Origin of the sequence: Paenarthrobacter sp. YAF11_1, from assembly GCF_052113445.1 — a bacterium.
Taxonomy (GTDB): Bacteria; Actinomycetota; Actinomycetes; order Actinomycetales; family Micrococcaceae; genus Arthrobacter.
The window spans coordinates 253,200-279,246 of record NZ_JBFRDF010000004.1 but is presented as its reverse complement, the minus strand read 5'-3'; the positions used below and the strand labels follow the sequence as shown (position 1 = coordinate 279,246).

General features: G+C 64.1%; 29 protein-coding genes and 1 riboswitch. Of the genes, 19 read left to right on the top strand and 10 right to left on the bottom strand.

The genetic code is table 11. The features are described 5' to 3' along the window. The first annotated feature begins 27 nt into the window (after positions 1-27). The 4 genes from AB4Y77_RS08850 (at position 28) to AB4Y77_RS08835 (ending at position 4,229) form a co-directional block, all read left to right on the top strand. Positions 28-909, top strand: coding sequence for a hypothetical protein (locus AB4Y77_RS08850; RefSeq protein WP_311213522.1), 882 nt, complete (start codon positions 28-30; stop codon positions 907-909). Positions 910-1,130: 221 nt separating this feature from the next. Next, positions 1,131-2,465: an FAD-binding oxidoreductase gene (locus AB4Y77_RS08845; RefSeq protein ID WP_442013638.1), complete on the top strand. Its 1,335-nt coding sequence runs from the start codon at positions 1,131-1,133 to the stop codon at positions 2,463-2,465. 133 nt (positions 2,466-2,598) lie between these two features. Beyond that, entirely contained in the window at positions 2,599-3,468 is an 870-nt protein-coding gene (locus AB4Y77_RS08840) for a DUF4031 domain-containing protein (protein ID WP_442013637.1), read from the top strand. After that, the gene (locus AB4Y77_RS08835) at positions 3,465-4,229 is read left to right on the top strand and encodes a 2-phosphosulfolactate phosphatase (protein ID WP_442013636.1); all 765 of its coding nucleotides are present in this window, start codon (positions 3,465-3,467) and stop codon (positions 4,227-4,229) included. Before AB4Y77_RS08840 ends, AB4Y77_RS08835 begins: the two co-directional genes overlap by 4 nt. A gap of 134 nt (positions 4,230-4,363) precedes the next feature. Here AB4Y77_RS08835 and AB4Y77_RS08830 read toward each other — a convergent pair whose 3' ends face one another. Beyond that, a complete protein-coding gene (locus tag AB4Y77_RS08830) occupies positions 4,364-4,510 on the bottom strand; it encodes a hypothetical protein (protein ID WP_311213518.1) in 147 nt (48 codons plus the stop codon). Between the two features lie 71 nt (positions 4,511-4,581). Here AB4Y77_RS08830 and AB4Y77_RS08825 point away from each other — a divergent pair, with 71 nt between their 5' ends. Continuing rightward, positions 4,582-6,252 (top strand): sialidase family protein, encoded by a 1,671-nt coding sequence (locus AB4Y77_RS08825; protein ID WP_442013635.1) that lies wholly within the window; start codon positions 4,582-4,584, stop codon positions 6,250-6,252. Positions 6,253-6,298: 46 nt separating this feature from the next. Here the strand turns inward: AB4Y77_RS08825 and AB4Y77_RS08820 are convergent, their stop codons facing one another. The 3 genes from AB4Y77_RS08820 to AB4Y77_RS08810 form a co-directional block, all read right to left on the bottom strand. Continuing rightward, positions 6,299-6,700 carry a YccF domain-containing protein gene (locus tag AB4Y77_RS08820; RefSeq protein ID WP_442013634.1) on the bottom strand — a complete coding sequence of 134 codons (402 nt, stop codon included), beginning with the start codon at positions 6,698-6,700 and terminating at the stop codon, positions 6,299-6,301. 87 nt (positions 6,701-6,787) lie between these two features. After that, positions 6,788-7,237 (bottom strand): SRPBCC family protein, encoded by a 450-nt coding sequence (locus AB4Y77_RS08815; protein ID WP_442013633.1) that lies wholly within the window; start codon positions 7,235-7,237, stop codon positions 6,788-6,790. 183 nt (positions 7,238-7,420) lie between these two features. Then, positions 7,421-8,017 (bottom strand): phosphoribosylanthranilate isomerase, encoded by a 597-nt coding sequence (locus tag AB4Y77_RS08810; RefSeq protein WP_442013632.1) that lies wholly within the window; start codon positions 8,015-8,017, stop codon positions 7,421-7,423. 97 nt (positions 8,018-8,114) lie between these two features. On the opposite strand from AB4Y77_RS08810, the gene AB4Y77_RS08805 reads away from it, so the two are divergent. The 5 genes from AB4Y77_RS08805 (at position 8,115) to AB4Y77_RS08785 (ending at position 11,462) form a co-directional block, all read left to right on the top strand. Continuing rightward, a complete protein-coding gene (locus tag AB4Y77_RS08805; protein ID WP_442013631.1) occupies positions 8,115-8,741 on the top strand; it encodes a HutD/Ves family protein in 627 nt (208 codons plus the stop codon). A gap of 57 nt (positions 8,742-8,798) precedes the next feature. Further along, positions 8,799-8,864, top strand: a riboswitch (guanidine-III (ykkC-III) riboswitch). 9 nt (positions 8,865-8,873) lie between these two features. Further along, positions 8,874-9,188, top strand: a complete 315-nt coding sequence (locus AB4Y77_RS08800; RefSeq protein WP_089596307.1) for a DMT family transporter — start codon at positions 8,874-8,876, stop codon at positions 9,186-9,188. A 2-nt stretch (positions 9,189-9,190) separates the two neighbouring features. Then, on the top strand, positions 9,191-9,583 hold the full coding sequence (locus AB4Y77_RS08795; RefSeq protein WP_311213513.1) for a DMT family transporter: 393 nt from the start codon (positions 9,191-9,193) through the stop codon (positions 9,581-9,583). 211 nt (positions 9,584-9,794) lie between these two features. Further along, entirely contained in the window at positions 9,795-10,802 is a 1,008-nt protein-coding gene (locus tag AB4Y77_RS08790; RefSeq protein WP_442013630.1) for an aldo/keto reductase, read from the top strand. A gap of 9 nt (positions 10,803-10,811) precedes the next feature. Then, the gene (locus AB4Y77_RS08785; RefSeq protein ID WP_442013629.1) at positions 10,812-11,462 is read left to right on the top strand and encodes an MBL fold metallo-hydrolase; all 651 of its coding nucleotides are present in this window, start codon (positions 10,812-10,814) and stop codon (positions 11,460-11,462) included. 141 nt (positions 11,463-11,603) lie between these two features. On the opposite strand, the gene AB4Y77_RS08780 is transcribed toward AB4Y77_RS08785, so the two are convergent. Both AB4Y77_RS08780 and AB4Y77_RS08775 read right to left on the bottom strand, forming a co-directional pair. Next, entirely contained in the window at positions 11,604-13,325 is a 1,722-nt protein-coding gene (locus tag AB4Y77_RS08780; protein WP_311213510.1) for a DEAD/DEAH box helicase, read from the bottom strand. Between the two features lie 564 nt (positions 13,326-13,889). Then, the gene (locus AB4Y77_RS08775) at positions 13,890-15,323 is read right to left on the bottom strand and encodes an MFS transporter (protein WP_442013628.1); all 1,434 of its coding nucleotides are present in this window, start codon (positions 15,321-15,323) and stop codon (positions 13,890-13,892) included. 66 nt (positions 15,324-15,389) lie between these two features. On the opposite strand from AB4Y77_RS08775, the gene soxR reads away from it, so the two are divergent. Both soxR and AB4Y77_RS08765 read left to right on the top strand, forming a co-directional pair. Continuing rightward, positions 15,390-15,875 carry a redox-sensitive transcriptional activator SoxR gene (gene soxR, locus AB4Y77_RS08770; RefSeq protein ID WP_442013627.1) on the top strand — a complete coding sequence of 162 codons (486 nt, stop codon included), beginning with the start codon at positions 15,390-15,392 and terminating at the stop codon, positions 15,873-15,875. 15 nt (positions 15,876-15,890) lie between these two features. Beyond that, entirely contained in the window at positions 15,891-16,634 is a 744-nt protein-coding gene (locus tag AB4Y77_RS08765; RefSeq protein WP_442013626.1) for an SAM-dependent methyltransferase, read from the top strand. On the opposite strand, the gene AB4Y77_RS08760 is transcribed toward AB4Y77_RS08765, so the two are convergent. Further along, positions 16,631-17,668, bottom strand: coding sequence for an Lrp/AsnC family transcriptional regulator (locus AB4Y77_RS08760; RefSeq protein WP_442013625.1), 1,038 nt, complete (start codon positions 17,666-17,668; stop codon positions 16,631-16,633). The two genes, AB4Y77_RS08765 and AB4Y77_RS08760, sit on opposite strands and share 4 nt — an antisense overlap. Before the next feature lie 140 nt (positions 17,669-17,808). Between AB4Y77_RS08760 and AB4Y77_RS08755 the strand changes: the two genes are divergently transcribed. Next, positions 17,809-19,026 (top strand): M20 metallopeptidase family protein, encoded by a 1,218-nt coding sequence (locus AB4Y77_RS08755; RefSeq protein WP_442013624.1) that lies wholly within the window; start codon positions 17,809-17,811, stop codon positions 19,024-19,026. 39 nt (positions 19,027-19,065) lie between these two features. Further along, a complete protein-coding gene (locus AB4Y77_RS08750) occupies positions 19,066-20,358 on the top strand; it encodes an MFS transporter (protein WP_311215188.1) in 1,293 nt (430 codons plus the stop codon). Positions 20,359-20,434: 76 nt separating this feature from the next. Here the strand turns inward: AB4Y77_RS08750 and AB4Y77_RS08745 are convergent, their stop codons facing one another. Further along, the gene (locus AB4Y77_RS08745) at positions 20,435-21,712 is read right to left on the bottom strand and encodes a CynX/NimT family MFS transporter (protein ID WP_442013623.1); all 1,278 of its coding nucleotides are present in this window, start codon (positions 21,710-21,712) and stop codon (positions 20,435-20,437) included. Between the two features lie 270 nt (positions 21,713-21,982). Here AB4Y77_RS08745 and AB4Y77_RS08740 point away from each other — a divergent pair, with 270 nt between their 5' ends. The 4 genes from AB4Y77_RS08740 (at position 21,983) to AB4Y77_RS08725 (ending at position 24,174) form a co-directional block, all read left to right on the top strand. Continuing rightward, positions 21,983-22,264 (top strand): hypothetical protein, encoded by a 282-nt coding sequence (locus AB4Y77_RS08740; RefSeq protein WP_442013622.1) that lies wholly within the window; start codon positions 21,983-21,985, stop codon positions 22,262-22,264. 95 nt (positions 22,265-22,359) lie between these two features. Next, entirely contained in the window at positions 22,360-23,265 is a 906-nt protein-coding gene (gene trmB, locus AB4Y77_RS08735; RefSeq protein ID WP_311215184.1) for a tRNA (guanosine(46)-N7)-methyltransferase TrmB, read from the top strand. 22 nt (positions 23,266-23,287) lie between these two features. After that, the gene (locus AB4Y77_RS08730; protein WP_311215183.1) at positions 23,288-23,680 is read left to right on the top strand and encodes a hypothetical protein; all 393 of its coding nucleotides are present in this window, start codon (positions 23,288-23,290) and stop codon (positions 23,678-23,680) included. Beyond that, complete coding sequence (locus AB4Y77_RS08725) at positions 23,680-24,174, top strand: type II toxin-antitoxin system RatA family toxin (protein ID WP_442013621.1); 495 nt, start codon at positions 23,680-23,682, stop codon at positions 24,172-24,174. Before AB4Y77_RS08730 ends, AB4Y77_RS08725 begins: the two co-directional genes overlap by 1 nt. A 14-nt stretch (positions 24,175-24,188) precedes the next feature. Here the strand turns inward: AB4Y77_RS08725 and AB4Y77_RS08720 are convergent, their stop codons facing one another. Both AB4Y77_RS08720 and AB4Y77_RS08715 read right to left on the bottom strand, forming a co-directional pair. After that, positions 24,189-24,857, bottom strand: coding sequence for a zf-HC2 domain-containing protein (locus AB4Y77_RS08720; protein WP_442013620.1), 669 nt, complete (start codon positions 24,855-24,857; stop codon positions 24,189-24,191). Then, positions 24,854-25,351 (bottom strand): sigma-70 family RNA polymerase sigma factor, encoded by a 498-nt coding sequence (locus AB4Y77_RS08715; RefSeq protein ID WP_311215180.1) that lies wholly within the window; start codon positions 25,349-25,351, stop codon positions 24,854-24,856. Before AB4Y77_RS08715 ends, AB4Y77_RS08720 begins: the two co-directional genes overlap by 4 nt. A 150-nt stretch (positions 25,352-25,501) precedes the next feature. On the opposite strand from AB4Y77_RS08715, the gene AB4Y77_RS08710 reads away from it, so the two are divergent. Further along, the gene (locus tag AB4Y77_RS08710; RefSeq protein ID WP_442013619.1) at positions 25,502-26,017 is read left to right on the top strand and encodes a COG4315 family predicted lipoprotein; all 516 of its coding nucleotides are present in this window, start codon (positions 25,502-25,504) and stop codon (positions 26,015-26,017) included. Positions 26,018-26,047 lie beyond the last annotated feature (30 nt).

Sequence of the window (26,047 nt, the reverse complement as noted above, 5' to 3'; positions counted from 1 at the left end):
GACGATATTTCGTCGCGAAGGAGAACATTGAAGAAGAAGACCATTGGGGCAATGATTCTTGCCGCAGGTGCAGCCGCCACGTTGGCCGCCGCTGCCACACCTGGAGTTTCCTCCATGCTGACCAAGCCGGCCGACCATCCTGTCTCCGGCATCACCGCTGCCGCTGAGCAGTTTGCGTCCGAGGATGCGACGACACACAGAGGCGTGGCGGAAGCCATCCGGCTGTGCATGGCCAAAGCCGGCTATGACTACACTCCCGCCCCATCAGGACAGCAGCCAGTGGATTTGAAACACCACATCGGTTTCACAACGCTCACCGTTGAAACTGCCCGCGCTTCCGGCTACGCCTCGTTGAAGCCCCAGGGTCCCGGTGAGCCTGCCACGAATTCCGAACTGGGAAGGCTTTTTGCCGATCCTGCCTTCCAGACGGCATTGAACGGCGGCGGGCCCTCGGAGCAAAATGTGGTCCAGTCTTCGGAAGGGACAGGCATGCATTGGGGAGGGTGCACGGCCGAAGGCATTACAGCCATCTACGGCAATGCCAACGACTACATGCGGGCCACCGGCTTGGCGTTCAACTCGCTATTGGTTGCCACGAACGCTGCGGCTGCGGACGCCGACATCCATAGTGCGGTGGACGCTTGGAAAAAATGCATGTCCACCACAGCCTTCCCTTACAGCCTCCCCGATGAGGCCGCTTCCGCCGGATTGGACGCTGGAGGCCAGAAGGAGCTCAAGATCGCCGTCACCGATGCCACCTGCCGCGCGGACACCAACTTCGATGCCAAGCTCACCACCGTCCTGGATAAATACCTGACCACGCGGATGAAGGAGTTGCAGACCGAAGTGGCCGCAGTGAAGCAAATCCGCAGGGATGCCTCAGCGCGGGCAGCGGCCCTCTTGGGTTAGCCGGCGCGCTGGCATGGCGGTTGATACGCACCCTCACGCGCCCGGCGCGCCCTTTCGGCGTGACGGGCGCACCCGTACGCGCGCGACGCACCCGTAAGCACTGGTGCGCGCGGCGCGAAGTGGTGCGCCGCCGTCGTCGTGCGCCGTTGTGCTCTAGCCCCAAAGGACCCGCCGCCGTACCCTGTTCTAGGGAGAGAGTCTTAGGCGCGAAGGAGCGTCCCATGGAATGGATTCGTCCGGACAACCCCACCTATGACGAGGCCCGGAAACTCTTCAACGCGATGATCGACCGCAGGCCGGCCGTGATCGCCAAATGTGCTGATCCCGGCGAGGTTGCTGAGGCGCTCAGATACGCGCACAACCACAATCTGGACGTCGCGGTGCGTTCAGGCGGACATTCGGTGGCGGGCATGTCTACCAACGACGACGGATTGGTGGTGGATGTACGCCCGATGAAGTCCATCAGCGTCAACACGGAGGCAAAGACCGCTACAGCGGGTGCCGGACTCACGTGGGGCGAGTTCGACCGCGCAACCCAGCAGTACGGCCTGGCCGTTACCGGGGGCCGCGCGTCCACCACGGGCGTCTCCGGATTCACGTTGGGCGGAGGCTCGGGATGGCTGGAGCGGTCCTACGGCTTCGCGTGCGACAACCTTCTTTCCGTGGACCTTGTGACAGCTTCCGGAGATCGGGTGACCGCTTCTCCCGGAGAGAATCCCGAGCTGTTCTGGGCACTCCATGGTGGTGGCGGGAACTTCGGTGTGGCAACGTCCCTAACGTTCAAACTGCATGACCTCGGACCCACTGTGATGGCTGGGCTTATGTTGTTTCCCGGTGAGGATGCCACGGATCTCTCGCGGGCCTACCGTCAGCTCGCCCTGGACGCGCCCGACGCCGTAGGGACTGCACTCGTGTACCTCACCGCTCCAGCGGAAGAGTTCGTCCCGGAGGACATGGTGGGCAAACTCGCCGTCGGCATGGCCTATATCTATGCCGGCGATGTCGAGGCAGGCGAGGAACACGCCAACCCATTCAAGGAGCTCGGTCCGAGTGTGGACCTGGTGGCGCCCATGGGTTACGCAGGCTTCCAGTGCATGATCGATGATCCTCCGGATCTCTACAACTACTGGAGTGCCGACTACCACAACGAGCTCTCTGACGACGCCCTGGATGTTCTGGTGGACTCTGCCCAACGACTTCCGGGACCGAATTCACAGCAGTTGGTGGCACGTTGGGGCGGAGCAGTGGCTGGGCCCGCTGCGGCAAACACGCCGCTGCAACATCGCGGCGCAGCTTGGGTCAGCCACCCGTTCGGCCTGTCCGAAACGCGGGAGGGCGGTCAAGAGGCCAAGGCGTGGGTGAAGCAATTCAGGCAAGACATCGCTCCCCACACCACGGGCGGAGTGTGGCTGAACTTCATCGGCGACGAAGGCCAGGACCGCATCATGGCGGCCTACGGCGAACAGAATTACCGGCGGCTGTCCCGGGTGAAAGGTGAGTTCGATCCGGACAACGTATTCCGCGGCAACCAGAACATCCTGCCCGCCGAGCGCTGAGATATCCGTAGGCTCCTTCCCAGTTGCCGTGAACAGTACGGGCAGTGAAGCCCGGATTCCGGGGCGGCAGCACGGCGGTAGACGTCCCGACGGCCGGCAACTGGGAAGGAACGCTTGGGATTACACTTTGGCAATGGCCGTCTACATTGATCCGCCCTTGTGGCCAGCGCACGGTACCGTTTTTTCGCATTTGGTATCGGATTCATCGCTGGATGAGCTTCATGCCTTCGCGGCCGCCGCCGGAGTTCCGGAAAGGGCCTTCGACGGAGACCACTACGACGTTCCCGAACGTCGGTACGACGACCTGGTCCTCGCCGGCGCGATTCCCGTTGAGGCCCGGATCCTGGTCCGTAAACTCATTGCCAGCGGGCTGCGCATCCCCGCGCGGGAACGGAGCAAAGCATTGACGGTCCCCCTGATGGAGCGATGGAACAGCATCTTCCCCGGCCACGAGGAACTGGGCCTTGAGCTTCTGGAACGGTGGGGCGAAGACGGCAGGAAGTATCACAGCCGCACCCACCTCCTGGCAGTTCTTGAGGCCCTGGACATTCTGACCGAACCGGCCTTGCCTGCACGGACCGTTTCTTTGGCGGCGTGGTTTCACGACGCTGTTTACGAAGGTGTGGCCGGCCAGGATGAGGAAGACTCGGCCCTGCTGGCCGAGGACCGGCTGACGGCCGCGGGGCTCTCCCCTACCGATGTGGCCGAGGTGGGGCGGTTGGTCCGGCTCACGTCCTCCCACTCACCCAAGCCCGGAGACCATGCCGGGGCCCTCCTCTGCGACGCCGATCTCTCCGTCCTCGGAGGCGACGAGCAAGCCTATGCACGCTATCTGGCGGCCGTCCGCGAAGACTACGCCCACGTCAGCGACGCCGACTTCGCGAAGGGGCGCGCCGCCGTCGTCCGTCACCTTTTGGGACTTGACCCGCTGTTCCACGGCGAACGCGCCAAAGAGTTGTGGCTCGACGCCGCGCGCCGCAACCTCTCGGCAGAACTCGCGTGAGGGGTTCCGTCAGCGAACCTGGCGCGCCGCAGCGGCAACTTCCGTACGCCGTCCGCTTCGAATGGGGCCTCGACGGCGCCCGCGCGGTAGTGCCCGGAGCCGACCTTGCGGTGGTGGTTGACGTCCTGTCATTCACCACGTGCGTGAGTGTTGCGGTGGACCGCGGGGCGGTGGTGTTTCCCTACCCTTGGCGGGATGCGGCGGCAAGTGAGTTCGCCGCACACCATGAGGCGTTGCTCGCAGGGCCGAGGGACGCTGAGGGCTTGAGCTTGTCGCCGTCCAGCCTTCGCAAGGCGCACATGCTGGACCGCGTGGTGCTGCCGTCCCCCAACGGTTCGTCGATAAGCCACGAACTTGCGGCATCAGCACGGCAGGTGGTGGCTGTGTCACTCAGGAACGCGGCCGCCACAGCCGACTGGGTCCATGCCACGTTGCCTGCCGAGGCCGTCATCGCCGTGATCGCGGCGGGTGAAAGGTGGACCGATGGTGCGCTGCGGCCGGCTTTGGAGGATCAGCTCGGAGGGGGCGCCTTCATTGCCGGACTTGCAGCCGCGGGACGTCGCAGCTTTTCTCCCGAAGCGGAGTCGGCTGCTGCGGCGTTCGATGCCGCAGAACCCCGGCTTGCGGCTGTTCTGCGCGGCTGTTCCAGTGGGCGGGAACTGGTCGATGCCGGTTTTGCTGAGGATGTGAGCATCGCGGCGGAATTGGACGGGAGTTCAGTTGTGGCTTTGATGCGCGACGGGGCATTTCGACCGGTTTAGTGGGTCTCTGCGGTTCGGCTCTTCAGCCGTGCGCGAGGAGTTCGAGGCCGACAACCGCCAGACCCAGCAAGAACTCGGCACCCAACGCAATGAGTTTCTTCCACCAGGCCAATCTTCACCCTTCGTACGGCCAGTTAGCCGATCAGGACCAAGGCAGTGATCAGGGCGATGGTTGACGCACGCAGTGAAGCTTCAATGGTCCATCGACCTACGGCCGCTACGGCGATGAAGACCAGTGGCAAAACGATCGCCCCAAACGCACCGAAGCTGATGCGCGCCATGTGCTGGATTGAACGGTGTTGGTCACCCGCCAAGGTTATAGGGGGTTGCAGCTCCGAGATAGCATAGAGGTGTGACCTCCTACCTCTTGGAATCCTCCCGACCTGAGCTCCCGCTGGCTTTACCCGACGTTGAGCATGTCCTGGCTGTCCGGGGCGTCGGCGGATACCGTCAGTACCGCATCCCTGCCCTCGCCGTCAGCACGCAGGGCACCGTGTTGGCCGCCTACGACGGCCGGCCCAACTTGGACGACCTCCCCAATCCCATCGATCTCCTCCTGCGCCGCAGCTACGACAACGGAGTCACCTGGGGCACGCAGCAGGTAGTCCGCACGGGCTCGGGGCTGCAGGGATACGGCGATCCCAGCCTGCTGGTGGACGCTGACACAGGAAGAATCTTCATGTTCCACGCCGCAGGAACCCACGCCGGTTTCTTCGAAGCCGTCGCCGGTTTGGAGCCGGACGACGACATCCAGCACGCGGACCTCAGCTATTCGGACGACGACGGCGGAACCTGGCAGCACCGCCGGCTCACCGCGCAACTCAAGCACGGTGCCATCACTGGCCTGTTCGCCGCCGCCGGCCAAGGGATCCAGATGCACACCGGTCCTTTCAAGGGCCGTTTGGTGCAGCAATATGTGGTTCTTGTCGACGGCACGATCATGGCTGCGTCTGCGTTCAGCGACGACCACGGCGAGACCTGGACTCTGGGTGGTTTGGTTGATGCCGGCCCCTCCGGAATGGGGCCCAACGAAAACAAGGTGGTCTGCCTGGACGACGGCCGGCTCCTGCTGCATTCCCGGGCAACCCCGTGCCGTCTGTCTTCCGTTTCAGAAGACGGCGGCCTTTCGTGGAGTCCGCTTCAGCCTGTCGCGGATTTACCGGATCCCAGCGATAACGGCTCCCTGACCCGTTTCGACGGCCTGCCAGGTGATGATTCCCTCTCCACGCCGGGCACGTCCCAGTGGCTGATGGCCAGCAACAACCAGGATCCACATCTACGCCGGAACACCGTTCTCAGTCTCTCCCCCAATAACGGCGCGAGCTGGCCCGCCAAACTGATGGTGTGCCCGGGAAGTTCGGCGTACTCCACCGTCACGAGGCTGCCCGACGGGAACATTGGGGTTCTCTATGAACGGCAGGGGTATCGGGAGATCGTGTTTGCTTCCATCCCAGCGCATCAGTTGACGGACCAGCTTTCCGCTGGTCCACGCGCAGTTCCGGGTACTTTGGAACCCGCCGGCCTGGTCTTCGACATGGAACTGCGGTCCATCACCCCTGGCAGGCCGGCCGAATGGCAGAACTCCGGCGACTTCCATGTGGTTCCGTCCACCAGTGATGGCCAATGGGACGTGCAGACGTGGAAGGAAATCGGCCAAGGCTACGCCGGGGACCAGGTCCTTGGCACGCGCGAAGCCCAGGACCTCAACTACGGCCCGATCATTCCCGGTTACAAGACCGGCGACATCCTCGCCTTCACTGGGCGGGTCCGCAATAGCGGCACCGAGCCGATGACCGGCGTCGTGCTCCGCGGTCCGCACAACAACCTTGGCGACTTCCCGCCCGCGGACCTTCCGGCGGGCGAGGACGTCTTGTACTTCACGCCGACTTACACCATCACGGATGCGGACTTGGAGCAGGGCGCCTTGGAAGTCGCGTTCACCATAGAGGCCGACGGCGGGACCGTGCGTTTGGTGCGGCGGTTCAGTTTCGATCTGCACACCGGTGCCGTGGCGGCTAACTAAGGGTGCCGCTGCTCAGCGGTAGGTGTTTCCTAGCGGCAGGTGCTTCCTAGCGGTAAGTGCTGACGAACGGCTGGTTGGTGGGGACAATCTGCTTGCCCAGCGGCATCAGGGAGACCGGGATGAGCTTCAGGTTGGCGATGGCCAGCGGGATGCCGATGATGGTGATGGCCATGGCCACGGCGGTCACCACGTGACCGATCGCGATCCAGATGCCCGCAACGAGCAGCCAGATCACGTTACCGAGGAGCGCGAACACCCCGGCACCGCCCGGCTTCTCCACCACCATTTGGCCGAAAGGCCACAAGCAGTAGGCACCGATCCGGAACGAAGCGATGCCCCACGGGATGGTCACGATGAGTACGCAGCAAATGATGCCCGCCGCGAAGTAACCCAAGGCCAGCCAGAACCCACCGAAGACAAGCCAGATGATGTTAAGGATCGTTTTCATAGTTCTTATTGTCCCCTGCGGGTCTGACAAAAAGCCTAGGGGTCTGCCCTGATTCTTCCCTTACCTGTGGAGGTGTTTCTGCGCGGCTCAGGCCAGCAGTTCGTCCAACTTGTCGAACGAGGTGCCCCAACCGTCGCGGGTCATGTCCACCCACTCCTGGGATTCGAACGGTCCCTGTGTGACGTTCATGCGGGTACGCCCGTTGAGGTCTTCGAATTCCAGGCGCATCTCCTCGAACTCGTGATCGGCGTCCGGAGCAGCTTTGGCTTTAGCGACCAGCAGAGCCGGGGTTTCCAGCTCCGTAATCACGGCTTCAATGGGGGCTTCCTGCTCGCCATTCTCGTCCGACCACACCATGACCACCTGCCAGATGCCGCCCACCCGCGGCTCAACGATGATTTTCTCCCGGGGAGCCGCCACCTCCACGGGTCCGAACCACTGAGCAAGCTTGTCCGGCTCCATCCAGGCGTCGAAAACCTTATCGCGAGGCGCGTCAAACTCACGGCTCATGGTCAGGGTGAAGTGTTCCGTGCTCATTGCTTGGCTCCTGGTCTCCGTGTGATTCGTTCTGTTGGGAGCGAGTCTAGAGGGTGCCACCGACAACTCCGGCCCTCTCTTACCTCACCACCGGAAATGTCGCGGGAAGTGAGAGAGCGATCCGTTCAAGCGCGCGGGATGTGAGAGAGCGATCCGTTCAAGCGCGCGGGAAGTGAGAGACCGTCAGGCTTTCGCGGCTTCGACGAACGCGCGGATCTTGGCCAGGTCCTTCACGCCGCGGGATGACTCGACACCGGAGGACACGTCCACACCCCACGCGCCGGCCGCAGTTGCTGCGAAGGCCACGTTGCCGGATTCAAGTCCACCGGCGAGCAGCCACTCGCGGCCGTCGAGCCCCTTGGCACGGACCGATGCGTAGTCCCAGGCCTCCCCCGACCCCGGCACCGCGGCGTCAACCAGGAACACCTCCTCGCCCAGATCAGCGAACTCGTCCTGTGAGGCACCCATGGTGACGGCGCGGATAAGCCGCATCCCGGCGTCGTGCACTGTCTTGACGTCGTCGGCAGTCCGGTGACCGTGGAGTTGGACCCACTCCAGACCCGCTGCCCGGGCCGTGGCAACGGCATCAGCCGCAGACTCGTGCCGGAACACGCCCACTGCACGAACACCTTCCGGAACCAGCGGGTGCAAAATGCGCACCTGATCCGGGCTGACTTCGCGAGGGCTGGCGGTGAGCACGAATCCAACGGCGTCCGCACCGGCGTCGACGGCTTCACGGACTGACTCCGGCGTGCTCAAGCCGCACACTTTGACGAACATTCCCGCTCCTCCAGCCAAACTCGCAACGTTTTCCACATATGACGTTAGCAAGCCGCATTGCCATCGCAGAAGCGGGGTCCACCACTAGGCTGGTTGGATGGAGATCATCCGCTTTGCCGACATCCATCCCGAACCGTGGCGCAACGGGGGCGGGGTGACGCGTGAACTCGCCAGCCATCCGAAGGCCGCATCAGCCCAGGATGGGGCATGGGATTGGCGCGTCAGCATCGCCGACGTCTCCAAAGCCGGAGATTTCTCCGGCTTCCCGGGCATGGAGCGCGTGATCACCATCGTCGAGGGCGAATTGCTGCTGCTCACGGTAGACGGATCCGAGCACCCCCTCGAGAAATACCGTCCGTTCCGTTTCTCGGGAGAGGCTGCGTCGGGGGCCACTCTTCCGACAGGGGACATCCGGGATCTGAATGTCATCGCCCGTGCGGGAGCTTTCAAGGGCTACACGTCCATTGTGGAGATCTCCAAGAAACGCGCGCACCCGGTCTTCGAGGGCCAGCTTGCCGTCCTGCTGGAGGGCAAGGCCACTGTTGCGCCCGGCGCCGCTGTGGAGGAAGAGTCCGACGGCGAAGCCCCGGCACCCAGCGCGGCCGAACCTATCGAGCTGTCACGGTACGACGCCGTAGTCGGCTCCGATACCCAAAGCCCGGAAATCTCGGGCCGCGGATTCATTGCTGTCATCTCGATCGACCATGTGGAGGCCCACGCCTGAGGTGGTGACGTTAACCACCAGAAGTGGCCACCCCGCACGGGAGTTGCTAGCCTGAAATGAAGGTTCCGCTCTGGAACCTCCGGACGACGGTTCAGTACCCGGAATGCGACAAGACTGGCCAAAGGAAATGTCATGTCGTGGATAATTCTCATTCTTTCCGGAGCACTCGAGGCCGTCTGGGCCGCAGCGCTCCACCGGTCCAAGGGCTTCCGTAAACCCGTTCCCACTGTCGTCTTCCTGGTGTCCGTTGTTGCCAGCATGGCCGGACTCGCCATCGCGATGCAGTCCATCCCCACAGGCACGGCTTATGCAGTGTGGGTTGGCGTCGGTGTCGTACTGACCGCAACGTACGCGATGGTCACCAAGGTTGAACGTGCGACGACGGCCCGGCTGCTCCTGCTCGCCGGCATCGGCGCGTGTGTGGTCGGCCTGAAGGTGGTGGCGTAGCCATGACTGCGAACACAGCCAACACTGACAAAACCAAGAACTCCGGCAACGGAATCTTCTGGATCATCCTCTTGGCTTCAGCACTGCTCGAAGCCGTCTGGGCCACTGCTTTGGGCCTCTCGAACGGCTTCACCCAGCTCACGCCAACCGTGGTCTTCACTATTACAGCGGTGTTGAGCATGCTCGGACTGGGCATCGCGGTCAAACGAATCCCGCTGGGCACTGCCTACGCGGTGTGGGTTGGCATCGGCGCAGCACTAACCGTTGGCTGGGCCATGATCACGGGTGTGGAGTCCGCAAGCCCGCTGAAGCTGCTCTTCATCGCGGGAATCGTGGGCTGTGCTGCCGGGCTGAAGGCCTTGCCTGCCGATAAGCCTGTGGCCAAAGCCGAGTAGCGAACACTCCGCGGTGGGCGCTGGCCCATTTCGACGGCTCGCTGCGCATTAGACGTCTCCTACCATCGAATGCGCAGCAAGCCATCGAATCGGGCAGGGCAACACCGCCGACTTACTCCAAGTCGGGGGCCCCAGCAGGAATACCCGCCGTGGCCACAGAGTTCACGCCAACAAAGGGCCTCTGGAACACCTACGCGCATTGGAGAAGTTGATGACTGCAGTTCAGCTCGGCGACGGCCTCAAGGTCAGCCCCCTCGGTTTCGGCGGAATGGCACTGACCCCGGTCTACGGCGGAATCGATCCTGAAGAAGGCCTACAAACACTGAGGCATGCGGTGGACGCAGGCATCACGTTCATCGACACCGCAGACGTGTACGGTGCGGGCAGCAACGAGGAACTCGTGGGCAGGCTCTTGAAGGAGCGCCGCGACGAAATCCAGGTGGCCACGAAATTCGGAATTGAGGGCAACCCCGCGGACGGGTACACGGGAGTCCGCGGGGATGCGCCCTACATCAGGCAAGCGGCGGAAGCGAGCCTCCGCCGCCTGGACACTGATGTGATTGACCTCTACTACCTGCACCGCCGGGACCTCCGCGTTCCGATAGTGGAAACCGTGGAGGCTATGGCGGAGCTGGTCCGTGAGGGCAAGGTCCGGCACCTCGGGCTGTCGGAAGTGACGGCCGAGGAGCTCAGGCAAGCCAACGCTGTCCATCCCATTGCCGCGGTCCAGAGTGAATGGTCAATCTGGAGCAGGGATGTGGAGCTCAACGTTGTTCCTGCAGCCAAGGAACTTGGCGTGGGATTCGTGCCGTATTCGCCGCTGGGCCGTGGTTTCCTGACGGGAACCGTCAGCGCGGGCGATTTGGGCGAGAACGATTTCCGCCACAAGATCCCCCGTTTTGGTGACGAGGCACTGGATGCGAACCAGGCCGTGGTGGCCGCGGTTCGCGAGGTAGCCAGCGGGCTGGATGCAACTCCGGCCCAGGTAGCCCTGGCTTGGCTGTTCGCCCAAGGTCAACGCCTTGGGATTTCCGTGGTTCCCATCCCCGGCACGCGCAAAACGCACCGGATCGACGAGAACCTGGGGGCACTGTCCCTGCAACTGGGGACAGCACAACTTGAGGTGCTCGACCAGGCCGCGGCCGCCGTCGTGGGTTCACGATCTGCCGACCCCAACTGGGTGTCGCAGGGCCGCGAAGCCAACCCGGCAACTGCATAGACTGACACGATGGATTCGCTTATTCACTCATTGCGTGACGTCACCATTCGCAGCATCTCCGTCAGCGAGATGAACAACAACGTGTACCTGTTGACTTCGAAGTCCACGGGCGCGCAGCTGTTGATCGACGCCGCCGACGACCTTCCGGCCATCGAGCAGCTTCTCGAGGACAGTGCCGCGGACACAGCCACGAACCCGAAACTGGTCCGGATCGCCACCACCCACCAGCACTGGGACCACGTCCGGGCTCTGCCGGAACTGGTCGCCGCTACCGGCGCAAGCACTTCCGCAGGAGCGGACGACGCCGATGCGTTGCCGGTTCCGGTGGATGTCCGGCTTGGTCAGGGCGACGTTGAGCGGTTTGACGACATCGAGATCACGGCGGTTCACTTGCGTGGACATACCCCGGGCTCGATTGCTTTCGTGTATCAGGATCCAGACGGTCCGGCCCACATTTTCAGTGGGGACTCGCTGTTTCCGGGAGGCGTCGGCAACACACAGAAGGATCCTGCACGCTTCACTTCACTGTTGAACGACGTGTCGGAACGACTGTTCGACGCCTATCCGGACGAAACCCTGGTGCACCCTGGCCATGGACTGCCCACGACGCTCGGCGCCGAGCGGCCACACCTTGAAGAGTGGCGCGCCCGAGGCTGGTAACTTGCGGGGCCTGCTCTGCACGCTAAACCTCAGGAATAGCGCGCAGAGCGGGCCTCACAACGTTGAGACCTGGTCTTGCGGGGCCTGCTCTGCGCTCCATTCCTTCCGGATAGCGCGCAGAGCGGGCCTCACAACGGGAGGTTAGCGGCCGCGACGCTCGTTGGACGCGGGAGCCGATGCACGACGCGGGCCGCTCCGGGCCGGACGACCTGCGCCGGAGCCACCGCGACCGGAGTTGCCGGAGGCACCCGAACCGTAGGATCCACCGGACGTAGCGCCCGTGGCGGAAGACCATACGGCCTTGTTTCCACCGGTGCGGGTGCTCGTGGTGGACGCCGTGCGCGGAGCCGAAGCTGAGCGCTGACCGGTAGCCGGACGACCGCTGCGGCCGTTCTGGCCCTGCGAGCCGGGAACGTCGTTGCGGTGAGTGGAAGCTGCCTTGCCGCGACCGCGTGAGCTGCGGGCGACGTCGTCGTTCGCTGCTGCACGGCGATCCGCGCGGTTGGTGTCCGTACGAACCGGCTCAGCGCCAACCTTGCCGCGTCCGCCGCGACCGCCACGGCCACCCGCGGTGGGTGCAGCCTGGGTGGAACGACGTGCGCGCTTGCGCTGGGCGTTGGCGCCGGTGGACGTGCCGCCACCCTGCGGGGCTTTCGCTGCGAGGAGTGCTGCACGGGTGCGGGGGTCAACCTTGTCCGCGATGTCGCCCACGAGCTCGGCAACCAACGGGGAGTTGGCCGTGACGCGCTCGAAGTTGACGTCGACGCCGGCAGCCTTCATGAGCTTCTTGACGTCGCTCTGCTGCTCGGGGAGCGTCAGGGTGACCACGGTGCCATCGGAACCGGCGCGGGCCGTACGGCCTGAGCGGTGCAGGTACGCCTTGTGCTCTGTGGGCGGGTCAACGTGGATGACGAGTTCGACGTCGTCAACGTGTACGCCGCGGGCTGCGACGTCGGTGGCCACCAGGACGCGGACGTCACCGTTGGAGAACTCGGCAAGGTTACGGTCGCGGGCGTTCTGCGACAGGTTGCCGTGAAGGTCGACGGCGGGGATGCCTGCGTCCGTGAGGGTCTTGGCAAGCTTGCGGGCGTGGTGCTTGGTCCGCATGAAGAGGACGCGGCGGCCGGCGCCGGAGGCCAGTTCAACGATGAGCTGCTTCTTGACGGTCTGGTCGTTGACCACCAGGACGTGGTGTTCCATGGTGGTGACAGCGGCCTGGGGATCGTCCACAGAGTGCGTAAGCGGGTTGGACAGGTAACGGTTGACCAGCTTGTCAACACCGTTGTCCAGCGTCGCGGAGAAGAGCAGGCGCTGACCCTGGGTAGGGGTCATGTCCATGAGCTTCTTGACAACCGGGAGGAAGCCGAGGTCGGCCATGTGGTCTGCCTCGTCCAGCACGGTGACCTCAACGGCTTCGAGGGTCAGGATGCGCTGGCGGATCAGGTCTTCGAGGCGGCCCGGGCAGGCGATGACGATGTCGACGCCGGCGCGCAGCGCCTTTTCCTGGCGGGCCTGGGAGATGCCGCCGTAGATGACCGTGGTGTTCAGGCCCATGGCCTTGGCCAGCGGCTCGATGGTGGCGTTGATCTGGGTTGCCAGTTCACGCGTCGGTGCAAGGACGAGGCCCATGGGGCGGCCCGGCTTGCGGAAGTGCTTTGCTTCGCGCTCGGCCAAGCGGGCCACGAGCGGGATGGCGAAAGCGATGGTCTTGCCGGAACCGGTGCGGCCACGGCCCAGAACGTCGCGACCTGCGAGCGTATCCGGGAGGGTCTTCACCTGGATGGGGAATGCCTCTTCGATGCCATCTGCGGCAAGAGACTCAGCAATGGGCTTGGGCGTGCCAAGGGCAGCAAAAGTAGTCATAAACTTCATGTCTTTCGGGCGGTGTCCAGTTGCGGACATCGGCCCCCGACGCCGGTTGGGCCAGGGGTTCGCCGAGGAAAAGTCAGGTGGTCTACCGATTCGCTTCAACAGCGGTGGTCGGGACCAAATAGAACGCGTTCATCGACGCAGGATGTGCCTCTCACATGAAAAATGCCCCGCCGCGCAGCCTTTCAGGCCACCTGCTTTAGGGCGTCACCGCACATCAAGTGTTCCCAGCTTAGCAGTGATCGGCGCGAAGCCTTGCATCGGGGCAGGTCACGGTGCCGTTGCGGGGCCCGCTTTGCACGGCTCAGGGCCCGCGAAACGCGCAGAGCAGGCCCCACAACCACCCCCCACGCGTTGCGGGGCCCGTACTACACCCTTCCTGGCACGAATACCCTGCAGAGCGGGCCCCACAACTACCCCCCATACGTTGCGGGGCCTGCTTAGCGCGGCCCAGGGCCCGCGAAACGCGCAGAGCAGGCCCCACACCCCCCCGCCTTGCGGGGCCTGCTTAGCGCCGCTCAGGGCCCGCGAAAAGCGCAGAGCAGGCCTCACAACGCGTCAGGCGTGGTGCGTGAGTTCAGCGTCGGGTGTACTTGCTTCGGCAGGTGGCACGCCCCGCCTAGCGCCCTCCCCCGCAGCACGGGCGGCGACCCTCGGCGCGATCAGCACCCCGACGACGGCGATCACCGCCGTCAGCGCGAAGACCCCCGCAAACGAGTTCGTCGTCGTAAAGGCAGTAAAGACGAGTCCCGTGAGAGCCAGGGCGAGCGCGCCGCCGAGGGAATCGGAGATGGACATGGCCGCGCTGTTGAAGCCTTGGTTTTCCGGGGTGGACAGCGCCAACGTCATCACGGACAGCCGCGGGTACATGAGGCCCATCCCGGCGCCGGCGAGGATCCAGCCCCCGATCGCCACGGCCGCGGGCAGTGCAAACGCAGCCGTCACCAGCGTGGAGATCACGGCAACCAGCACCAGCGCGGCCCCGATTTTTACGGCGAGCGCGTCTGCCAGACGAGCACCAAGACGCCCCTGAACGGCAGATGCCCCGGCCCAGGCCAGTGCGGCGCCGGTCAGCGTCAGTCCAGCAAAGGTGGGCGTGAACGCGTACCGCTCAGTCAGCAGGTACGGGAGGTACACCTCGGCCCCAAAGAACGCCGCGGACGCGAGCCCACGCACCAGGATCACGCTGGGCAACCCTCTCCGGGCGGTCAACGTTCCGCGGGGCACCAGTGGACGGACCGCCATCAGTGCAAGGACAAGCGCGACGACGGCAATCGCCCCGCCCACGCCCGGAACCTCTGCTGACAGGTTCAGTCCGAGGACGGCAACGGCTGCGAGCGCAGCCCACCCCATGCGGCCAAACGCCCACGGGACGGGCTCGGCGGCGGGTTCGGAAGAAGACCCGGAACCCATCCCCCGCACGGCCGGAACCACCATCAGCAGCGCCGGGACCACCAGCCCCACAACGCCCAGGAACACCCAGTGCCAACTGCTCAACTGGGCCACGACACCTGCGGCGAAGGGTCCCACCAAAGACGGAACCACCCAGGAGGCAGCGAAGGCGGCGAAGATCTTGGGATGCAGCGCGGGCGGGTACACACGGGCCACCAATACGTAGAGGGCCACTGTCATCGCGCCCCCGCCAAGCCCTTGAACCAGCCGACCCAACACCAGGATTTCCATGGAGCCGGCCATGCCGGCAATCAGCAGTCCCACCACGAACAACGCCACCGAGGAATACAGGGGCGCCGCCGGACCACGACGATCCGACCAGTTCCCCGCTGCCACCATGCCCATCACGCCTGTTGCCAGCGGTCCTGCAAAGGCCAGCGCATAGAGGCTGGCTCCGTCGAGGTCGCGGCTCACCAGCGGCATGATGGTGGTTACTGCGAGGGACTCGAACGCGCTGAGGAATACCAAAGCGCAGGCGCCCACGGTGGCCAGCAGGTAGGGGCGGCTCAGTATCCCGGCCGTTGAGGTGTCAGAGGTCATGGTGGTTACCCTAGAACCTCAACTAATGTTGAGGTCAATCCATCGCCCTCCACCGGAAGCAATGTCATGTCGCAAGCCGCAACACACCGGCCCCTCACCATCGGCGAGCTGTCCGAGCGAAGCGGGGTGTCGCCGTCGGCCCTTCATTTCTACGAACGCAACGGGCTCATCGAAGCCGAGCGGACTGCCGGCAACCAGCGGCGGTATCGCCGCGACACGCTACGGCGGGTCGCGTTCATCAAGACCTCCCAGCGGGTGGGCCTGCCGTTGAAGGACATCCGCGAAGCGTTGGATTCCCTGCCGGACGGCCGGACCCCCACCAAACGGGACTGGGCAAGGTTGTCGCTGCGGTGGCGCACGGAGCTCGACGAACGCATCGCCGCGCTCCAGCACCTCCGCAACGATCTTGACGGGTGCATCGGCTGCGGCTGCCTGAGCCTGAAGTCGTGCACGTTGCAGAACCCCTCGGACGAGCTCGGCGCTTCAGGGGCCGGGGCGCAGCGCTGGAGTTTGCCGGAACAGCAACAGGCATTGCCTTCTGTCCGCCCGTAGCGGCACGCTTGGCATATGACTGAAAAGACCCACGACGGCGGTACTCCCCTGAGCGAACAGCCCACCAGCGCAGGCACCCACCAGCACGGGCACCAGCACGAAGGCGCCCAACAGCGCGGCCTCAACCTGCACGAGGACGCCGACAACGCCGTGGACATGTGGGACGGCATGTACCGGGAGCGGACCATGGTCTGGAGCGGGAATCCCAACCCGCAACTCGTGGCCGAAGCCACGGACCTGAAGCCGGGAAAGGCACTTGATCTGGGCTCCGGGGAAGGCGGTGACGCTATCTGGTTGGCCCAGCAAGGCTGGACCGTGACCGCTTTGGACGTGTCCGCCGTCGCGCTTGAACGGGCAGCTGCGCATGCCGCGGAAACCAGCCACGGGGACCGGATCACGTGGCAGCAGCAGGACCTTGCCGAGTGGAAGCCGGAGCCGGTGTTTGATTTGGTCTCGGCCCAGTTCCTGCACTCACCCCTGCTGCCGTGGCGTGATTCCGTGGCGTTGGCGGCGGCAGCAGTTGCGCCGGGTGGCACGTTGCTGGTGGTGGGGCATCATCCCCATGGGCTGCCGTCGTGGAGCCACCATCACGATTCCGGCATGTTCTTCACTCCGGAGCAGCTGGCCGGTGCGTTGCGGCTGGACCGTGAGCCGTGGTTTGTCGATGTGCTCACCGACAGGCGACGCGCCGTTGAAGGTCCCGACGGCGAGTCCGGTACCACTCTGGACACGGTCCTCAGGGCCACCAAGCACGCCTAAATGCCGTTGGGCAGCAGCTCCGCGTAGGGCGGGACCACGATTCCTGTGGCGGTGGAGTCCGGGTTCAACATCCACCCGACCCGCTTGGCTGTGTTCAACATGACCACGCTCTCCACCAGTTCGATGCCCGGGATGCGCTGCTGCACCGTGAGTTCCATTTCCAGGACTTCGGCCAGGGACCTCAGCCACATGATGATGGTGAAGTTGGTGCGGCCCGTGGTGGACGCAGCGAACCGGACATTCCGAATGGCACGCGATTCGACGGCCGCTGCCTCGTGCCGGCCCGGCGGGACGTTCGCGAACCACTGGATAGTCACGGGGTAACCCGAGAATTGTTGGGCAACTTCGCAGCGGAAGGACAACGTCCTGCTGGCCAAAACCCTCCCCAGTTGCCGCTGGACCGTGGCCGGATTCCTCCCCAGGGCCCTGGCGATTTCCGCCGCAGTGGCCCGACCATCCCTGGCAAGGAACGGTATCAACGCCAAGTGGCTCTCCGGGAGCGGAGTGGCCGTTGCATCGGGCCCCAAGGGATTGGTGGATTCGGGTCCTGCGAGCGCCCGGAGTGCCTGTTGCTCAGCCTTGGTCAGGACGTTGAGGCGCCATGCGTAACCGCTGATGTGGATGCGGGTGCACAGCGCCGTCTGGTACTTGGTGAGTCCACGGATTTCCTTCAGCCTCGGCAAGAACTGTGTGGTGAACTGCTCCAGATTCTGGGTGATCACCGTCAGCGTCAGGTCTCGGTTACTCGCCGCCTCCTCCACTGTGATGACTTCGGCGAGCTCTGCCAGGGCCGCGGTCACGTCCGGTCTGAGGTGCATTTCGCAGTCAACGTCCACCATAGCCAGGCACATGTTTTTCGGATCACCCGTGAGGTGGGATGTGGTCCAAGCCGCTCCTGCCTCCCGGAGCCGGTCCCAGCGGGCCGCCAAGGTGGTGGCGTGGACACCCAGGACCTGCCCGGCGTCCGACCAGCTGAGCCGGGGTGATATTTGCAGGGCGTTGATCAGGCGCAGGTCTTCCTCGCTGAGTTCCATTCCCTAATTCTCGCAGATGAGTGCATGTTTCCTGATTATCTTGGCAAAGAATGCATATTTCCAGATGTTTTCGAGCTTGTGAAGCACGTCACCACACAATGGCATGAGGAAGAGATCCCCGGATAGACCCAGGAGAAAACATGACCATTGCTGCCGACGCCAAGGACTTGCGGGACGACATTGTCCGTCTCCGGCACGAGCTTCACCGTGAACCGGAAATCGGCCTGCAGCTTCCCCGCACGCAGGAAAAGGTGCTCAAGGCACTGGACGGCCTGCCGTTCGAGATCACCCTTGGTGAAGAAACGACGTCGGTCACAGCGGTTCTCCGTGGCGGTGCTACCCACGCTTCGGCTGAGAAGCCCGTGGTGTTGTTGCGCGCGGACATGGACGGACTTCCGGTCCAGGAGACCACCGGCGTGGACTACACCTCCCGCGTTGACGGCGCCATGCACGCCTGCGGCCACGACCTCCACACCTCCATGCTGGCCGGTGCTGCCACCCTCCTTGCAGAACGCCGGGAACAACTGGCCGGCGATGTCATCCTCATGTTCCAGCCCGGCGAGGAAGGCTTCGACGGTGCGAGCTACATGATCAAGGAAGGCGTCCTGGACGCAGCCGGCAAGCGCGCGGACACCGCCTACGGGATGCACGTGTTCTCCTCGCTGGAACCGCACGGCCAGTTCGTCACCAAGCCCGGCGTCATGCTCAGTTCCTCGGACGGGCTGGTTGTCACAGTCCTGGGAGCGGGCGGCCACGGCTCCGCTCCTTACTCAGCAAAGGACCCGGTCACGGCAGCCGCCGAGATGGTCACGGCGTTGCAGGTCATGGTCACCCGTCAGTTCAACATGTTCGATCCCGTAGTCCTGACCGTCGGTGTCCTGCACGCAGGGACCAAGCGGAACGTCATCCCGGAGACCGCCCGCATTGAAGCCACCATCCGGACCTTCTCCGAAGAGTCCCGTCGGAAGATGATGGAAGCAGTACCCAGGCTGCTCCACGGGATCGCGGCAGCCCACGGTTTGGAGGCGGACGTGCACTACCAAGAGGAATACCCCCTCACCATCAATGATGAGGACGAGACCACCACAGCGGAGAAGGTCATCGCCGGAATGTTCGGCGACTCCAGGCACACCCGGTTGGCCACTCCCCTGAGCGGTTCCGAGGATTTCTCGCGGGTCCTCGCCGAAGTCCCCGGCACCTTTGTGGGACTCAGCGCCGTTGCCCCCGGCGCCGACCACGCGACGTCGCCGTTCAACCACTCGCCCTACGCAACGTTCGACGACGGCGTCCTCACCGACGGTGCCGCGCTGTATGCCGAACTCGCGGTATCCCGCATCGCCGCCCTGGCCGGCAACTAGCGTCCACCCCCCTTTCCCCGCATCAGCTTGGAGAATCTCATGACCACCACCGCAGGAACGTCCCCCGACGTCACGGTCCACAAATCCCACGCGCGGACGCTCGTCGGAACCGGCATCGGCAACGCCGTTGAATGGTACGACTGGGCGATCTACGCAACGTTCTCACCGTTCATCGCCAGCGCCTTGTTCAGCCAGGCCGACCCCACGTCGGCTGTGCTGTCCACCTTGGCGATCTTCGCCGTCGGGTTTGTTGCCCGTCCGTTTGGCGGTTTCGTGTTCGGTTGGATCGGCGACAGGATCGGCCGCAAGACCTCCATGACCGTGGCCGTCGCGCTGGGAGCGGTGGGCAGCCTCCTTATCGGCATCGCGCCGACGTTCGCCGCCGTCGGCGCCTTCGCATCGGTGATGCTCCTGATCGCACGGCTCATCCAGGGCCTTGCGCACGGTGGTGAGTTGCCGTCGTCGCAGACTTACTTGTCCGAGATGGCACCCAAGGAACACCGCGGCTTCTGGGCAACCCTGATCTACACCTCCGGCACCGCCGGAATCCTGGCCGGAACGCTGCTGGGCGCCATCCTGACCAACGTCCTGAGCAAGGAAGAAATGAGCGCCTGGGGTTGGCGGATCCCCTTCCTGATCGGTGGAGCCCTGGGCATCTACGCCCTCTTCATGCGGGCCAAGATGAAGGAAACCGAGGCCTTCGAAGCTGAGGCTCCCAATGAGAAGCGCCTGCCGATCCTGCCGCAGATCATCAAGTACCGGAAGCAGGCGTTCCAGGTCATCGGCCTGACCGTGGGCCTGACGGTTGTCTACTACATCTGGGGAGTCGTGGCACCGAGCTACGCAGCCACTGCTTTGAAGATGGACCGCGGTGAAGCCCTGTGGGCCGGTGTCATAGCCAATGTGGTGTTCATTGCCGCCCTGCCGTTCTGGGGCAAGCTCTCGGACCGGATCGGCCGCAAGCCCGTGATCATCGTTTCCGCCGCCGGCGCCGCCCTCCTGCACTTCCCCATGACGTGGCTGCTCAAGGACTCGCCGTGGCAGCTCGCGGTATCCATGTCCGTAATGCTGTTCTTCATCGCCGGCAGCGCCTCAATCGTCCCGGCCGTGTACGCCGAACTGTTCCCGACCCACATCCGCACCATCGGCGTCGGCGTTCCGTACTCAATCTGCGTGGCTGTCTTCGGCGGCACGGCCCCCTACCTGCAGACCTGGCTCGGCAGCATCGGGCAGGCTCAGCTGTTCAACGTGTACGCAGTGATACTGCTGCTGGTGGGCATCGCGTTCGCCTTCTCCATCCCGGAGACCAAGGGCAAGGACCTGACCGTCTAGGCCCTCCTCCCCCAACTAGGTGACAGCACATGTTCCAATGAGCCCTCATTGCGACATGTGCTGTCACCTACTTGGGTTAAACGAAGCGGTCGCGGCCTGCCCGGTAGCCAAAGAAGGCAGCCAGGGACCCGACCACCAGGAACAAAATCCCAGCTGCTGCGAACCCGCCCGTTGCCTGATGTAGTTGGCCCACCATCAGAGTGCCAAGTGAACCTACTCCATAGCCAACGCCCTGCATCATCCCGGACAGGTGCGCTGCCGTGTGGGCGTCGCGGGTTCGGACCATGATCATGGTCAGGGCCACCGCAGTCAGCGATCCCTGGCCCAGCCCGTTCAACCCCGTCCAAACCCAGATCAGCTCCGTGGGGCCAAAGATCGTGAGGGCAAAACCGCCTCCGGTCATCAGCGCCACCACCATGTTGATGATCCGCTGATCCTTGAACCGCGTGGCTAAGGCAGGGGCAAACAGCGAGCCCAGCATCTGCAGCACGATCGATACCGAGACGATCAGGCCCGCCGTACTGCCATCGATCCCCCGCTCGCGGAGGATTGGCGCCATCCACGCGAAAACACTGAACGACATCATCGCCTGCAGGACCATGAACATGGTCACCTGCCACGCCACCGCTGAGCGCCAGACATTCACGCCACTGTGGACGGCCTGGTGCTTTACTGACGGCTGGCGGATTGCCAACGGCAGGAAAAGCAAAAGTACGACGCCGGCTGGCACCGCCCAGAACCACAGCGCCGAGGTCCAGTGGCCGGTTGCCGTAAAGACCGGATACGTGAAGCCCGCGCCAAGGGCGGCCGAGGCGCAGATCGCAGTGGTGTAGAGGCCGCCCATCAGGCCCAGGCGGTGCGGGAAATCCCGTTTGACGACGCCCGGAAGGAGCACGTTACAGAGGGCTATCGCGGCACCGCAGGCAGCTGTTCCGGCCAGAAGTGCGGGCAAGTGACCCACGCCCGGGAACTCCACGGGCCGCAGGAGCAAGCCCATGGTGAGGACTGCCATGGCTCCGAGGAGCACCCGTTCCGCACCGAACCTGCGGGCGAGGATGGGCGCCAGGGGTGCGAACACTCCCAGGAGCGTGACCGGAACGGTGGTGAGGACCACCAGCGACCAGCCCGGCAGGCCGGCGTCGGACGTGATCTCCGGGAGAACGGCTGAGAAGCTGGAGAAGACGGTGCGGAGGTTGAGCCCGATCAACACGAGGCAGACGCCCAAGTAGATCAAGCTCTTCTTGCCACCCAGTTGCGTGGGGTCCGCTGGTGGTTCCTCGTCGATCTCCGCGTCCACTGCTATGTCAGGCAGGACTGATTTCTCTGGGTAGCCGGGTGTCTTGGAAGAGGTCACACGTCCTATTCTGTCAGCACAGGTTCTTTCCGGGGCCTGCTGGGCGGGATGTGACCTGCGGGTGAGCCCCGGCAGAGTTATCCACATAAGAACGATTTCCCATGCCTCTGAGGCATGGCGATCCATAGCGTTGAGGGCATGGACAAGACCCCCGAACCTTCACCTTACTCCACATCTTCCGACCGCCCCCGTCCGGCATCTCAAAAGACGGCCAGAGCGTATTCGCGCCCACCGGGACTACGGGCAGGCATCTGGAGCTTAGCGCTTGCCATGGGGGTTCCGATTGTCTTCCAGATCGTCTTTCCTGTGGGAATATTCTTCATGTTCGGCGCTGAGTCACCTTCCTATGCAGTCGCTGCGCAGACCATCTTCTTGGTCCCCACCGGAACTTGCTGGCTCCTGGCGGTGGTCTGTGGTCTGGGCTGTCTCAAGCTGGCCAAACACCGCGACGCCGATGGGCAGCGGACCATCGCGTGGATGTTGGGGATCTTCGGGCTTTGTATTGCAGGACTCGAGGGGCTGGTGTTGCTCTTGCTGTTGCTATACGGCTGAGCTCCGGCTCCCACCTCGCACGCTGGACCGGCCCCTACCCATAGCCTCACCGGCCGAACTAACCCGTCCCCCTGAACCAAAGTATTCTGGAAAGGATGAGTGAAAACCCAGATTCCCCGCGACCCGTCACGCCCGGCACCCAGGCCTCCTTTGGTACCTATGGCGGCCGCCCCGTCAGCTTTGTGCGTCGCGGAACCCGTCTGCAGGGCCGCAGGCAGGCAGCGTGGGAAGAGCACGCCGAGCGCTGGGCCATCCAAGTCCCACGACATGTTGCCAACACTTCCGTTCACCCTGATTACACTTTTGACGCCGAGGCAGTATTCGGGCGCAAAGCACCCCTGATCGTGGAGATCGGCTCCGGCCTGGGCGATGCTGTGGTTCACGCCGCAGAGCAGAACCCGGACAAGGACTTCCTCGCGGTGGAGGTCTACACCCCTGGCCTGGCCAACACCATCATCAAGATCAACAGCCGTGGGCTGACCAATGTGCGCGTGGTGGAAGCCAATGCCCCGGAGGTTTTGGAGTCCATGCTGCCGGAAGGCTCGGTCAGCGAGCTTTGGGTGTTCTTCCCGGACCCGTGGCACAAGGCCCGGCACCACAAACGCCGGCTCATCCAGCCCGCGTTCGCTTCGGTCGCCGCCAAGGCCCTCGAAAAGGGTGGGTACTGGCGCATCGCTACGGACTGGTCCAACTACGCAGTGCACGTCCGCGAGGTGCTAGCAGACTCCACTGAGTTCGAGAACATGCACGAAGGCGAGCGCAGCGGCGAGGAGAGTCCGCTGACGCAGGTATGGCAGTCCGGCGTCGAATCTGTTGTGGGCGGCGCCCCGGTGAGGGAAGGCCGCGCACCGGTCAGCACCGAGCACACCGGTCCGAACGAGGGCGTGGATGCAGAAGGTGGCTGGGCTCCGCGGTTCGATGGCCGCATTCGGACCAGTTTCGAGAACAAAGCCCACGAGGCCGGGCGCATGATCTTCGACCTCACCTACCGCAAGATCTAGCCGAAGGACCTTTGGGGGAACCATGAGCTATCAGCCACCGGTGGACTACTACCAGCAACCTCAACGGACCGGTAACCGCGGCCTTGCCGCCGGGATCACCAGCATCATCGCAGCTGTGCTCTCGCCGATCGCAGCCGTGGTCAGCATCCCCTTGGGCATCGCAGCCGTCGCATCCGCCATGAGCCGTTACAACGAGGGCAACGATGCCTGGTGGTTTGGTGCACTTGTCCTGGCTGGGACTGCCGTGGTGCTGGCGATCGTTGCAGTGGTGAGCGGGCTGATCGCTGTCTTCCGGGCCGGGCGCATGAACGCGGGACGCATCACGGGCATCATCGGCTTGGCCATCATGGCGATCAACATCTTTGGCATTGTCTTCATGGTGTTCCTGGTGCTCGGCTCAGGTCAGGGGTTCTAATGCCGCAGGTGCGCGCCGAACGATTCATCCGGCTGGATCCGGAGACCGCCTTCGCCCTCTCCCAGACCACGGGCGCATTCCGGCTCACCTGGGACCCGTTCATTTCCGCCCAGGCTTTTCTGGACGGAGCCACGGCAGCGGGTAAAGGCGTCAGGACACGGACTGTCTCCCGTATGGGGCTGAAAATGGTCAGCGAATACGTCTCCTACTCACCACCCCGAAACGTGGGCATGACCATGGTGTCCGGGCCGTGGTTCTTTGAAAACTTCGGCGGTGGTTGGCGGTTCACGCCCGACGACGGCGGCACCCGGGCGGTCTGGAAGTACACCTTTTCGTGCCGGCCGGCGCTGATAAAGCCGTTGGCCGAGAGGATCGGCGGCTGGCTTTTGGGCCGGGAGATCGAACGCCGGATCGAGGCATTCGCCAAGGCCTGCGAGAACCCGGCGCTGGTGGCCGAACTGCGCGCCCAGGGAACCGGCGTTACAGAGCAATAGATCGGGAACCACCGCTACGGCACCGAAATCGAGGCCACCGTGTTCTCGGCTTCATCGCGAAGCTCAACCCCAGCGATGCCTGCCAACTGCACCGGAGTGGCCCCGGTGATCTTGATCCGGCCGCTCTGAGTGGCCGTCCATCCGCACGTGCGTTCTTCGGCGCCGTCCCGGCCCTTCACCCACAGATACAGGGTGCCTTCCAGTGGCATCGAGCGGCCCTCCACAGCGAGCTCGGTGCCCCAATTCTTTTTCACCATGCCCACGGTCAGCTGCAATCCGTTGTCCGACTGCACCGAGTAGCTTGCGTCCGGTTTCGGGGGCTGGTTCAGCAGAGGTCCGGCGAGGAAGCCGACTGCAAGGCAAGCAGCGGCAACCGCACCCACCATAGCCGCCCACCGCCGTCGTGATTTCCGCCTGCGGACCGACAAGTCCACCAGGACTTTTTCAGGAATCGCCTCGGGTTCCAACGGTGAGAGGGAGTCCGCACCCCCGGCGACCGTGAGGGCGACAGCGTCAGCCCGGGGAACCGCGTCGAGCAGTGCGGGCAGGCTTTCAAGCTCCTCCAGTTCACGGCGACACTCAGCGCAGGTGGCGAGGTGGTGCTCAAATGTACGGGCTTCATCGGCCTCGAGCCCACCCAGAAGGTAGGCGCCCAGTAACTGGTGGACGGAGTTGCCGGTCATCGTTCCACCCCCATTTCATCAAGGATTGTTCGGAGGGCTTTCACAGCGTAGAAAGCCCGGGATTTCACGGTTCCCGCGGGGATGTTCAGCTGCAATGCTGCCTCGCTGACGGTGAACCTTTGGTAGTGGAGGGCCACCAATACCTGCCGGTGTTCGTGACTGAGCCGGAGCAACGCTTCCTCCATGAGCACCCGGTTCAGGAGCTCGTCCACGCGTTCGGTGGCCGCGTGGTCCGGGAGGTCGTGCTCCCCGGCTTCGAGCGGGCGCCGCTGCGCCTTCCTGTAGTTGTCAATAATGACGTTGCGGGCCGTCCGGAAGAGGTAGCTGCGCAGGCTTCCTGTGATCTGAGGGGCATGTTGCCACACCTTGAGGATGGTTTCCTGCACGACGTCGTCGGCTTGGTGGGCGTCGGAGGTGCAGCTGAGAACGAAGCGTTTCAGGGCCGTGCCATGGTCGCGGTAGATCGCAGCCACTACGTCCTCGTCCAACGGCATGGCCACCTCCCTCACTGTTTTCCTCCGCCCCTTCGCCTATACGACGACGCGCACTGGTAAATGGTTCAGCTCCATGAACCATTCTTCCCCCACCGGCGTCGTAGGGGTTAGCGCCGGTCCGTTCCGGCCGGCTCGTCAAAGGAGCTAGACATGAAGAAACCACTCAGCTTTGGACTCAGTGCGTTGATCCTGACCGCCGCTCTGGCGGGCTGTGGCGGGAGCCCAGGGACCAGCACCATTGCTCCGTCCGCCGCCACCTCCACGGCGGCACCCACCTCCGCTTCGCCAACCTCGTCTTCCACCCCCGCTGCCGACGGCGCCGAAATGAAAGTTGCTTCCTCCAGCGTTGGACAGATCGTCGTGGACGGGAAAGGCATGAGCCTCTACTTCTTCACCAAAGACGTCAAGGACTCCGGAACCAGCGCCTGCACGGAAGCGTGCCTGGCCGCGTGGCCGATTTTCACCACGACGGCGGACTCCCCCTCTGTTGACGGCGTCACCGGAACGGTGGGAACCATTGCATCACCGGATGGCAAGAAACACGTGACGCTCAACGGCATGCCCTTGTACTACTACGCCAAGGACAAGGCTCCCGGGGACGTCACGGGCCAAGGCGTGGGCGGCGTCTGGTACCTGGTGAGCCCTGCCGGGGAGATGATCAAGTAAGGCGCTGCGCCGAGATCGCGGGAAGCCTGC